The organism is Escherichia sp. HH41S, from assembly GCF_009820115.1.
Lineage (GTDB): Bacteria > Pseudomonadota > Gammaproteobacteria > Enterobacterales > Enterobacteriaceae > Escherichia > Escherichia coli_F.
Genome location: NZ_VNXE01000015.1, coordinates 77,433 through 89,438, shown reverse-complemented (window position 1 = coordinate 89,438; position 12,006 = coordinate 77,433). Strand labels below are relative to the sequence as shown.

At 50.3% G+C, this 12,006-nt stretch carries 12 protein-coding genes; 5 read left to right on the top strand and 7 right to left on the bottom strand.

What is annotated here, in order from left to right; genetic code table 11:
* Position 1: 1 nt before the first annotated feature.
* Positions 2-1,150, bottom strand: coding sequence for an N-acetylglucosamine-6-phosphate deacetylase (gene nagA / locus FQZ95_RS03610; RefSeq protein ID WP_160529886.1), 1,149 nt, complete (start codon positions 1,148-1,150; stop codon positions 2-4).
* 59 nt (positions 1,151-1,209) lie between these two features.
* Positions 1,210-2,010, bottom strand: coding sequence for a glucosamine-6-phosphate deaminase (nagB, locus tag FQZ95_RS03605; protein WP_001237072.1), 801 nt, complete (start codon positions 2,008-2,010; stop codon positions 1,210-1,212).
* A gap of 332 nt (positions 2,011-2,342) precedes the next feature.
* Here nagB and nagE point away from each other — a divergent pair, with 332 nt between their 5' ends.
* The 4 genes from nagE (at position 2,343) to chiQ (ending at position 8,583) form a co-directional block, all read left to right on the top strand.
* Complete coding sequence (gene nagE, locus FQZ95_RS03600; protein ID WP_105277487.1) at positions 2,343-4,289, top strand: PTS N-acetyl glucosamine transporter subunit IIABC; 1,947 nt, start codon at positions 2,343-2,345, stop codon at positions 4,287-4,289.
* A gap of 267 nt (positions 4,290-4,556) precedes the next feature.
* Positions 4,557-6,221, top strand: a complete 1,665-nt coding sequence (gene glnS, locus FQZ95_RS03595; RefSeq protein WP_001287134.1) for a glutamine--tRNA ligase — start codon at positions 4,557-4,559, stop codon at positions 6,219-6,221.
* Between the two features lie 579 nt (positions 6,222-6,800).
* Entirely contained in the window at positions 6,801-8,207 is a 1,407-nt protein-coding gene (gene chiP / locus FQZ95_RS03590) for a chitoporin ChiP (protein WP_001258860.1), read from the top strand.
* Positions 8,208-8,256: 49 nt separating this feature from the next.
* Entirely contained in the window at positions 8,257-8,583 is a 327-nt protein-coding gene (gene chiQ, locus FQZ95_RS03585) for a ChiQ/YbfN family lipoprotein (RefSeq protein ID WP_000733584.1), read from the top strand.
* A gap of 83 nt (positions 8,584-8,666) precedes the next feature.
* Here the strand turns inward: chiQ and fur are convergent, their stop codons facing one another.
* The 5 genes from fur to ybfF form a co-directional block, all read right to left on the bottom strand.
* Entirely contained in the window at positions 8,667-9,113 is a 447-nt protein-coding gene (gene fur, locus FQZ95_RS03580; protein ID WP_000131702.1) for a ferric iron uptake transcriptional regulator, read from the bottom strand.
* Positions 9,106-9,192 carry a fur leader peptide gene (gene uof, locus FQZ95_RS03575; RefSeq protein ID WP_001406816.1) on the bottom strand — a complete coding sequence of 29 codons (87 nt, stop codon included), beginning with the start codon at positions 9,190-9,192 and terminating at the stop codon, positions 9,106-9,108. The genes fur and uof overlap by 8 nt, the downstream gene beginning before the upstream one ends.
* A gap of 209 nt (positions 9,193-9,401) precedes the next feature.
* Entirely contained in the window at positions 9,402-9,932 is a 531-nt protein-coding gene (gene fldA, locus FQZ95_RS03570) for a flavodoxin FldA (RefSeq protein ID WP_115739769.1), read from the bottom strand.
* A 139-nt stretch (positions 9,933-10,071) separates the two neighbouring features.
* Positions 10,072-10,365 (bottom strand): LexA regulated protein, encoded by a 294-nt coding sequence (gene ybfE, locus FQZ95_RS03565; RefSeq protein WP_001300829.1) that lies wholly within the window; start codon positions 10,363-10,365, stop codon positions 10,072-10,074.
* 139 nt (positions 10,366-10,504) lie between these two features.
* Positions 10,505-11,269: an esterase gene (gene ybfF / locus FQZ95_RS03560; protein ID WP_032302685.1), complete on the bottom strand. Its 765-nt coding sequence runs from the start codon at positions 11,267-11,269 to the stop codon at positions 10,505-10,507.
* 184 nt (positions 11,270-11,453) lie between these two features.
* Here ybfF and seqA point away from each other — a divergent pair, with 184 nt between their 5' ends.
* Complete coding sequence (seqA, locus tag FQZ95_RS03555; RefSeq protein ID WP_000848387.1) at positions 11,454-11,999, top strand: replication initiation negative regulator SeqA; 546 nt, start codon at positions 11,454-11,456, stop codon at positions 11,997-11,999.
* The last annotated feature ends 7 nt before the right edge of the window (positions 12,000-12,006 follow it).

Sequence of the window (12,006 nt, the reverse complement as noted above, 5' to 3'; positions counted from 1 at the left end):
CTTATTGAGTTACGACCTCGTTACCGTTAACGATGGTCTTGGTGATTTTAAAATCAGGTGTGAATGCAGTCAGGTTGGCTACTTTACCTGCGGCGAGTGCACCGAGACGTTTCTCAACGCCAATCGCACGCGCCGGATAGAGCGTCGCCATACGCAGCACTTCATCCAGTGCGATACCACAATGTTCGACCAGATTACGCACGCCTTCAATCATGGTTAAGGATGAACCGCTTAACGTACCGTTCTCATCCACACAAAGTCCGTTACGGTAGTATATTGTTTTACCCGCAAAAATGAACTGTTCAATGTTGGCACCTGCTGGTGCGGTGGCGTCGGTAACCAGGCACAGTTTGTCGCCTTTCAGACGTTTAGCGTTGCGAATGTTGGCGTAATCAACATGCAGGCCATCAGCGATAATACCGCAATAAATGTCAGCTTCGTCGAGAATCGCGCCCGCCAGGCCCGGTTCACGACCGGTAATATACGGCATCGCGTTATACAGATGAGTGGCAAAGGTAATCCCCGCGCGGAAACCGGCTTTTGCTTCTTTCAACGTCGCGTTGGAGTGACCGGCAGAAACCACAATCCCGGCATTTGCCAGTTTACTGATCACTTCCGCAGGAACCATTTCCGGTGCCAGCGTCACTTTGGTAATGACGTCGGCGTTCTCACACAGGAAATCGACCAGCGCGGCATCAGGCTTACGCACAAAATTCGGATTATGGGTGCCTTTTTTTACCAGATTCAGCCACGGACCTTCCAGATGCAGACCTAACGCCTGATTCGGATGTTTTGCCAGGTACTCGCGCATAACGCGCACGCCCTGTTTCATCAGCTCGTCGCTGGTGGTGATAAGCGTCGGCAAATAGTTAGTACAGCCTGATTTCTCATTGGCTTTCTGCATGATTTCCAGCGTTTCTACGCTGACCGCTTCAGCAGTATCGTTAAACTGCACGCCGCCGCAGCCGTTTAACTGCACATCGATAAAACCGGGGGAGAGAATGGCCCCGTTCAGTGAACGTTGTTCGATCTCTGGCGGCAGTTCCGCTACCGGACAGACGCTTTTAATCAGGCCAGCAGCGATTACAACCGCGTGGTCATCAAGAAATTCGTGACCGGTAAAGATCCGGCCCTGGGTTAATGCATACATTCTGACCCCCGATTTAAAAAAATATTACCCTGAGCAATGCGTCAGGGCAGGGATAATAATTACAGACCTTTGATGTTTTCTGCTTCTAACTCATTGAAATATCTTAAAGTCTTAACTTTCAGCTCCATGGTGGAAGGTTCATCGCACACCATGATGGCTTTCGGATGCAGTTGCAGACAGCTGATGGTCCACATGTGGTTCACGCAACCTTCAACGGCGGCTTGCAGCGCCAGTGCTTTCTGGCTGCCCAGCACCAGAATCATTACTTCTTCGGCATCCAACAATGTACCAACACCGACAGTCAGGGCATATTTTGGCACCTGATTGACATCGTTATCAAAGAAACGAGAGTTCGCGACGCGAGTGTCATGAGTCAGGGTTTTGATACGAGTACGAGAAGCCAGAGAAGACGCTGGTTCGTTAAATGCAATATGACCGTCGTTACCTACACCGCCCATAAACAGATGAATTTTTCCGTAAGAACGGATTTTTTCTTCATACTGGCGGCACTCGGCGTCGATATCCGGGGCGTTGCCGTTGAGAAGGTTGATGTTTTCTGCTGGAATATCAACGTGATCGAAGAAATTACGGTGCATAAAGCTGTAGTAGCTTTCCGGATGCTCTTTCGGCAGACCGACATATTCGTCCATGTTGAAGGTGACAACGTGCTTAAAGCTGACCTGGCCTGCTTTATGCATTTCAACTAACGCTTTGTAGGTGGTCATCGGCGTGCCGCCAGTCGGCAGACCCAGAACAAACGGACGATCGGCTGTCGGTTTGAACGCATTGATACGATTGACGATATGGCGAGCAGCCCATTTGCCGACCTGTTCAGCGGTAGTCAGGGGGATCAGTCTCATTATTCACCTCAGTAAGTAAAAAGTAAGCCGTTGGCGGATTAGGCATCTTTAAGCGTAACCTGGATTTGCGCAGACAGGCGTCAATCCGACCTGATTTTTTGAATGATAAAATAAGTTTTCTGGTTTAGCCAGTAAAAGGGAGTGATGATAACGATATTTGGTGACAAAACTCACAAAAGACACGCGTTTAATTTGCGATACGAATTAAATTTTCACACACTCTGTAGCAGATGATCTAACAATCTGATTACAGAACATCGGCAGTACAATTTGCAGCAAAATAAAAATACGGCTTTAAACGAGCCAAATAGGGTTCTCGTAGGGGGAATAAGATGAATATTTTAGGTTTTTTCCAGCGACTCGGTAGGGCGTTACAGCTCCCTATCGCGGTGCTGCCGGTGGCGGCACTGTTGCTGCGATTCGGTCAGCCAGATTTACTTAACGTTGCGTTTATTGCCCAGGCGGGCGGTGCGATTTTTGATAACCTCGCATTAATCTTCGCCATCGGTGTGGCATCCAGCTGGTCGAAAGACAGCGCAGGTGCGGCGGCGCTGGCGGGTGCGGTCGGTTACTTTGTGTTAACCAAAGCGATGGTGACCATCAACCCAGAAATTAACATGGGTGTACTGGCGGGTATCATTACCGGTCTGGTCGGTGGTGCTGCCTATAACCGTTGGTCCGATATTAAACTGCCGGACTTCCTGAGCTTCTTCGGCGGCAAACGTTTTGTGCCGATCGCCACCGGCTTCTTCTGCCTGGTGCTGGCGGCCATTTTTGGTTACGTCTGGCCACCGGTACAGCACGCTATCCATGCAGGCGGCGAATGGATCGTTTCTGCGGGCGCGCTGGGTTCCGGTATCTTTGGTTTCATCAACCGTCTGCTGATCCCAACCGGTCTGCATCAGGTGCTGAACACCATCGCCTGGTTCCAGATTGGTGAATTCACCAACGCGGCGGGTACGGTTTTCCACGGCGACATTAACCGCTTCTATGCCGGTGACGGCACCGCGGGGATGTTCATGTCCGGCTTCTTCCCGATTATGATGTTCGGTCTGCCGGGCGCGGCGCTGGCGATGTACTTCGCAGCACCGAAAGAGCGTCGTCCGATGGTTGGCGGTATGCTGCTTTCTGTTGCTGTTACTGCGTTCCTGACCGGTGTGACTGAGCCGCTGGAATTCCTGTTCATGTTCCTTGCACCGCTGCTGTACCTCCTGCACGCACTGCTGACGGGTATCAGCCTGTTTGTGGCAACGCTGCTGGGTATCCATGCTGGCTTCTCCTTCTCTGCGGGGGCTATCGACTACGCGTTGATGTATAACCTGCCGGCCGCCAGCCAGAACGTCTGGATGCTGCTGGTGATGGGGGTTGTGTTCTTCGCTATCTACTTCGTGGTGTTCAGTGTGGTTATCCGCATGTTCAATCTGAAAACGCCGGGTCGCGAAGATAAAGAAGACGAGATCGTTACTGAAGAAGCCAACAGCAATACCGAGGAAGGCCTGACTCAACTGGCGACCAACTATATTGCTGCGGTTGGCGGTACTGACAACCTGAAAGCGATTGACGCCTGTATCACCCGTCTGCGTCTGACCGTGGCTGACTCTGCCCGCGTTAACGATACGATGTGTAAACGTCTGGGTGCTTCTGGGGTAGTGAAACTGAACAAACAGACTATTCAGGTGATTGTTGGCGCGAAAGCGGAATCCATTGGCGATGCAATGAAGAAAGTCGTTGCCCGTGGTCCGGTAGCAGCCGCCTCTGCTGAAACTGCGCCTGCAACTACCGTGCCTGTAGCAAAACCGCAGGCCGTACCAAACGCGGTGTCTGTCGCGGAGCTGGTATCGCCGATTACCGGTGATGTTGTGGCGCTGGATCAGGTTCCTGACGAAGCATTTGCCAGCAAAGCGGTGGGTGACGGTGTGGCGGTGAAACCGACGGATAAAATCGTCGTATCGCCAGCCGCAGGGACAATCGTAAAAATCTTCAACACCAATCACGCGTTCTGCCTGGAAACCGAAAAAGGCGCTGAGATTGTCGTCCATATGGGTATCGACACCGTAGCGCTGGAAGGCAAAGGCTTTAAACGTTTGGTGGAAGAGGGGGCGCAAGTAAGCGCAGGGCAACCGATTCTGGAAATGGATCTGGATTACCTGAACGCTAACGCCCGTTCGATGATTAGCCCGGTGGTTTGCAGCAATATCGACGATTTCAGCGGCCTTATCATTAAAGCTCAGGGTCATGTTGTGGCGGGTCAAACGCCGCTGTATGAAATCAAAAAGTAATCTGCTTCATGCCTGATGCGACGCATGACGCGTCTTATCAGGCCTACAAAAGCTCAGTCCAGGTTGGATAAGACGCTTAAGCGTCGCATCCAACAATGACGCAGGACTGGCAAAAGCGGTGGAGATCTTCTCTGCCGCTTTTTTTTTCATCAATCATCCCCATAATCTCAGTGAGATTTTCGATTTTCACTAACTAACAGTTGTCAGCCTGTCCCGCTTATAAGATCATACGCCGTTATACGTTGTTTACGCTTTGAGGAATCCACGATGAGTGAGGCAGAAGCCCGCCCGACTAACTTTATCCGTCAGATCATCGATGAAGATCTGGCCAGTGGTAAGCACACCACAGTACACACCCGTTTCCCGCCGGAGCCGAATGGCTATCTGCATATTGGCCATGCGAAATCTATCTGCCTGAACTTCGGGATCGCCCAGGACTATAAAGGCCAGTGCAACCTGCGTTTCGACGACACTAACCCGGTAAAAGAAGATATCGAGTATGTCGATTCGATCAAAAACGACGTAGAGTGGTTAGGTTTTCACTGGTCTGGTAACGTCCGTTACTCCTCCGATTATTTTGATCAGCTCCACGCCTATGCGATCGAACTGATCAATAAAGGCCTGGCGTATGTTGATGAACTGACACCGGAACAGATCCGCGAATATCGTGGCACCCTGACTCAGCCGGGTAAAAACAGCCCGTACCGCGACCGCAGCGTTGAAGAGAACCTGGCGCTGTTCGAAAAAATGCGTACCGGTGGTTTTGAAGAAGGTAAAGCCTGCCTGCGCGCGAAAATCGACATGGCTTCGCCGTTTATCGTGATGCGCGATCCGGTGCTGTACCGCATTAAGTTTGCTGAACACCACCAGACCGGTAACAAGTGGTGCATCTACCCGATGTACGACTTCACCCACTGCATCAGCGATGCGCTGGAAGGTATTACGCACTCTCTGTGTACGCTGGAATTCCAGGACAACCGTCGCCTGTATGACTGGGTGCTGGATAACATCACCATTCCTGTTCACCCGCGCCAGTACGAATTCTCGCGCCTGAATCTGGAATACACCGTGATGTCCAAGCGTAAGCTGAACCTGCTGGTGACCGACAAGCACGTTGAAGGCTGGGATGATCCTCGTATGCCGACCATTTCCGGTCTGCGTCGTCGTGGTTACACTGCGGCTTCTATTCGTGAGTTCTGCAAACGCATTGGCGTGACCAAGCAGGACAACACCATTGAGATGGCGTCGCTGGAATCCTGCATTCGTGAAGATCTCAACGAAAACGCCCCGCGCGCAATGGCAGTTATCGATCCGGTGAAACTGGTTATCGAAAACTATCAGGGCGAAGGCGAAATGGTCACCATGCCGAACCATCCGAACAAACCGGAAATGGGCAGCCGTCAGGTGCCGTTTAGCGGTGAGATTTGGATCGACCGCGCCGATTTCCGCGAAGAAGCTAACAAGCAGTACAAACGTCTGGTGCTGGGTAAAGAAGTGCGTCTGCGTAATGCTTACGTCATTAAGGCTGAACGCGTGGAGAAAGATGCCGAAGGCAACATCACCACCATCTTCTGTACTTATGACGCCGACACCTTAAGCAAAGATCCGGCAGATGGTCGTAAAGTGAAAGGCGTTATTCACTGGGTGAGCGCGGCACATGCGCTGCCGGTTGAAATCCGCCTGTACGATCGTCTGTTCAGCGTGCCGAACCCAGGTGCTGCGGATGATTTCCTGTCGGTGATTAACCCGGAATCGCTGGTGATCAAACAGGGCTTTGCTGAACCGTCGCTGAAAGACGCGGTAGCGGGCAAAGCATTCCAGTTTGAGCGTGAAGGTTATTTCTGCCTCGACAGCCGCCATTCTACGGCGGAAAAACCGGTATTTAACCGCACCGTTGGGCTGCGTGATACCTGGGCGAAAGTAGGCGAGTAGTTTTAAGTTCTACCAGGCCGGGTGAGGCATTTACGCCACATCCGGCAAGAAACATAGAAACAGTTTCAAACGCTAAATTGCCTGATGCGCTACGCTTATCAGGCCTACATGATCTCTGCCATATATTGAATTTGCGTGCTTTTGTAGGCCGGATAAGGCGTTCACGCCGCATCCGGCAAGAAATAGCAAACAAACCCAAACGCCGCGCTCCGCGGCGTTTTTTTTCTGCTTTTCTTCGCGAATTAATTCCGTTTCACAATTTATCCATAAAACAAATTTAAAATCACAAAGCATAATTAAATAAAATGTAACCGCTTTCATCTTGCTGGAAACTCAGGCTTTTATTCTTTTGTAAACCTTTCAACTACAAACTTAAGCCTTGTAACAAAAATCATCAAAATATGTGCGGTTGCTCATGTTCTTACATTCTGGTTACAGAAAGAGATTGATAATTCGCGTCGCGAAAAATAGTCTGTTCCTGTAGTCAGCGAGACTTTTCTCAACGCTACTTTTTTAATTTTTATTTTTTTCGCTGTTCACCTTTGGTGCAGCAATTTATACGTCAAAGAGGATTAACCCATGCGTACGTTTAGTGGCAAACGTAGTACGCTGGCGCTGGCTATCGCCAGTGTTACAGCAATGTCGGGCTTTATGGCAATGCCGGAGGCTCGCGCCGAAGGATTCATCGACGATTCAACCTTAACCGGCGGTATCTATTACTGGCAGCGTGAACGCGACCGTAAAGACGTTACCGACGGCGACAAATACAAAACCAACCTTTCTCATTCCACCTGGAACGCCAACCTCGATTTTCAGTCTGGTTATGCTGCTGATATGTTCGGCCTTGATATTGCCGCGTTTACGGCGATTGAAATGGCGGAAAACGGCGACAGCTCTCACCCGAACGAAATCGCGTTTTCAAAAAGTAATAAAGCCTATGACGAAGACTGGTCCGGCGATAAAAGCGGTATAAGCCTGTATAAAGCAGCGGCCAAATTTAAATACGGTCCGGTGTGGGCGCGGGCAGGTTATATTCAGCCAACCGGTCAGACGCTGTTAGCGCCGCACTGGAGCTTTATGCCGGGTACTTATCAGGGGGCGGAAGCGGGGGCGAATTTTGATTACGGCGATGCTGGTGCGTTGAGTTTCTCCTACATGTGGACCAACGAATATAAAGCGCCGTGGCATCTGGAAATGGATGAGTTTTATCAGAACGATAAAACCACTAAAGTTGATTATCTACACTCCCTTGGGGCGAAGTACGACTTCAAAAATAACTTCGTACTGGAAGCGGCGTTTGGTCAGGCGGAAGGGTATATTGATCAGTATTTTGCCAAAGCCAGCTATAAATTTGATATCGCCGGTAGCCCGTTAACCACCAGCTACCAGTTCTACGGTACGCGCGATAAAGTTGACGATCGCAGCGTCAACGACCTTTACGACGGCACTGCCTGGCTGCAAGCGTTGACCTTTGGTTACCGGGCGGCTGACGTAGTGGATTTGCGTCTGGAAGGCACCTGGGTTAAAGCCGACGGTCAGCAGGGATACTTCCTGCAACGTATGACTCCAACCTATGCTTCCTCGAACGGTCGCCTGGATATCTGGTGGGATAACCGTTCTGACTTCAACGCCAACGGCGAAAAAGCGGTCTTCTTCGGTGCGATGTATGACCTGAAAAACTGGAATCTTCCAGGCTTCGCCATCGGCGCTTCCTACGTTTACGCATGGGATGCTAAACCCGCTACCTGGCAGAGCAATCCGGATGCGTACTACGACAAGAACCGGACTATTGAAGAGTCTGCATACAGCCTGGATGCGGTCTACACCATTCAGGACGGTCGCGCCAAAGGCACGATGTTCAAACTGCACTTTACCGAATACGACAACCACTCCGACATCCCAAGCTGGGGCGGTGGTTACGGCAACATCTTCCAGGATGAGCGTGACGTGAAATTTATGGTAATCGCACCATTCACCATCTTCTGATGCCCGACGCGGCAGGTTTTGTGCCTGCCGCACGTTTGAGGAATTTGCAATGAAAAAACTGATTCTCATCGCCATGATGGCATCGGGGCTGGTGGCTTGTGCACAATCCACCGCGCCACAGGAAGACAGCCATCTGAAAGAAGCTTACAGCGCCTGTATCAACACCGCGCAAGGTTCGCCGGAAAAAATTGAAGCCTGTCAGAGCGTGTTAAACGTGCTGAAGAAAGAGAAACAACATCAGCAATTTGCCGAGCAGGAAAGTGTCCGTGTGCTGGATTATCAGCAGTGCATTCAGGCAACGCAAACCGGTAATGACCAGGCGGTGAAAACCGATTGTGATAAGGTCTGGCAGGAAATTCGCAGCAATAACAAATAAGTGAGAGCTGTAACTCTCGCTTTTCTTATGTCCCTTGTATAAAAAAGCCAACCCGCAGGTTGGCTTTTCTCGTTCAGACTGGCTTATTTGCCTTCGTGCGCGTGCTCATCTTCGCGGCAATCGCCTTCGGCACAGTGACCGTAAAGATAGAGACTATGGTTAGTCAGGCGAATGCCATGTTTTGCGGCGATTTCACGCTGACGCGCTTCGATGGAATCATCACTAAATTCGATAACCTTACCGCAGTCGAGGCAGATCAGGTGATCGTGGTGATGTTGCTGTGTCAGTTCAAATACGGATTTACCGCCTTCAAAATTGTGGCGGGTGACGATACCAGCATCGTCAAACTGGTTCAGTACGCGATAAACCGTAGCCAGACCAATTTCTTCACCCATATCGATCAGACGTTTGTATAAATCTTCCGCACTGACGTGATGGTTGTCCGGCTCCTGAAGAACTTCCAGGATTTTCAAGCGAGGAAGCGTTACTTTCAGGCCAGCTTTCTTTAGGGCGGTATTGTTATCAGTCATGCGGAATCTGTCCTGTTACTAAGCGGTTCACTTCATTAGAAGAAGTGACAGAATTTGCTCTTGAGATAATGCGTATCATTATAGAATTGCCACGCCTAAATGAAAACCACAAGTCCCTGGCAAATATTGTTAATAAAAACGTGGCACAGCTTACATTTACAACGGCAAGGCCACTTGAACACCGGGACATTGTACAGGTACAACAGCAAAAGTTACAAATTTGTAGCAATTATTTTGATTGGCATTATCTATTAATACGGCGTAGACATGAGTCTACGCCGCATCACATCAGGCATTGAGAATTTCGTCGAGATGCAATTCTTCAGAAATCTGTTTAACCCATTTTTCTACACGTTCAGCGGTCAGTTCCGGCTGACGGTCTTCGTCGATAGCCAGACCGACAAAGTGGTCGTCATCTACCAGACCTTTTGATGCTTCGAAATGGTAGCCCGCAGTTGGCCAGTGACCAACGATGGTTGCACCGCGCGGTTCAATGATGTCGCGGATGGTGCCCAATGCGTCACAGAAGTATTCAGCGTAATCTTCCTGGTCGCCACAACCAAACAGCGCAACCAGTTTGCCATTGAAATCAATCTCTTCGAGAGTCGGGAAGAAGTCATCCCAGTCACACTGCGCTTCGCCGTAATACCAGGTTGGGATGCCCAGCAGCAGAATGTCATATGCTTCCAGATCTTCTTTGCTGCTTTTTGCAATGTCATGGACATCGGCAACGTCTTTACCAAGCTGTTTTTGAATCATTTTTGCGATATTTTCGGTATTACCGGTGTCGCTGCCGAAAAAGATGCCAGTGATAGCCATGAGTGAAATAACCTCTTGAAACTTATTGAAATGGGGGTGGAAAATTGCCCACGGATAAAGGCAATCATAGCAGAACAGGCAGTCTTGCGGAATCAGCAAACGAGCAGGACTGCACACTGTGCTACATGAAAGTGGAAATTTAAACGATGCCCTGACTACGCAGCGCCGCCAGTTGCTGCATTAACATCTCTTCGATCAGTTCGCTACGGCTCATATTGCGCGATTCTGCCAGCTCGTTCAGTGCCTCGACAGCTTCCGCGTTCAGCTTCAGTTCGACACGCTTAAGGCCACGTACTTTGTCGCGTTTTAGCTGGTTGCGTTTATTAATACGCAGCTGTTCATCGCGCGAAAGCGGATTAGTTTTCGGTCGTCCCGGTCGACGCTCGTGCGCGAACAGATCTAATGTCGTACGGTCCGTTTGTTCTTTGGCCATGATCTTGGTGACTTCGGGGGAAACAATCAGCCAGGCCTCTGCCCGGATGGATAGCGCGCCATAATACATCAGCGCGATGAGTCACGCCAACGCCCACGCGCGGAAAGCGACGCGGACGCTGGGTTTTTAATCAGTTACGTTAATCATTGAGATAGCGACGGATGGCGCGTAGTACCGCATCCGGTTTTTCAGCATGGACCCAGTGACCCGCGCCTGCAATCACATGCGCCCGTGCCTGTGGAAATTGTGTTAGTAAATCATCACGATACTGCTCGCTAACATACGGAGAATTGCCGCCAGGGATAAACAGGGCAGGGTGATCCCATGCCGGGATTTTCTCCCACCCCACAATATGCGGATACTGATCCCACAATACTGGCACGTTAAAGCGCCACTCCCCGTCAACAAAAGATTTCAACAGAAACTGAATCACCCCTTCTTCATTAAGATGCTGGCGCATTATTGCCGCTGCTTGCTGGCGTGTTTGTGCGTCTGATTCACTGACTGCGTTGATGGCCGCGAAAATCTCATCATGACGGCGTACGTGATAGTCGACCGGCGCAATATCAATCGCCACCAGTTTATCGATGCGATCGGGGGCCAGTGCAGTCAGTGCCATCACCGCTTTACCGCCCATTGAGTGTCCAATAAATGTTGCCTTATCGATCTGCTGTGCATCCAGAGTGTCAACAAGATCCTGGGCCATCGCCGGGTAACTCATCACCGGATCTCTCGGGGAAAGACCGTGGTTACGCATATCAACCTGGATGATATTGTGATCGTTTACCAGATCGCGAGCCAGTACGCCAAGGTTGTCGAGGCTGCCAAACAGACCATGGACAAGAACGATGGGAGAATTATTGTGCTGGTTTTGTGCAGTTTGCGCGCGGATATTCAATTTCATGGCAAAGTTCTTTTTTTCGCGTTGTCGGGTTAGGGTATTATGTTGACCATTGTGCCACAGGGCTGCAACAAATAAGGTTTAATCCGAGTTTTTCTGCAAGCCAGGCTTGACGCTATCCGCTGCCGGGATTTATTCATATACTCCTGGCGACTTGTATTCAGCTAAGACACTGCACTGGATTAAGATGAAAACGATTGAAGTTGATGATGAACTCTACAGCTATATTGCCAGCCACACTAAGCATATCGGCGAGAGCGCATCCGACATTTTACGGCGTATGTTGAAATTTTCCGCCGCATCACAGCCTGCTGCTCCGGTGACGAAAGAGGTTCGCGTTGCGTCACCTGCTATCGTCGAAGCGAAGCCGGTCAAAACGATTAAAGACAAGGTTCGCGCAATGCGTGAACTTTTGCTTTCGGATGAATACGCAGAGCAAAAGCGAGCGGTCAATCGCTTCATGCTGCTGTTGTCTACACTATATTCTCTTGACGCCCAGGCGTTTGCCGAGGCCACGGAATCGTTGCACGGTCGTACACGCGTTTACTTTGCGGCAGATGAACAAACGCTGCTGAAAAATGGTAATCAGACCAAGCCGAAACATGTGCCAGGCACGCCGTATTGGGTGATCACCAACACCAACACCGGCCGTAAATGCAGCATGATCGAACACATCATGCAGTCGATGCAATTCCCGGCGGAATTGATTGAGAAGGTTTGCGGAACTATCTAAAACGTTG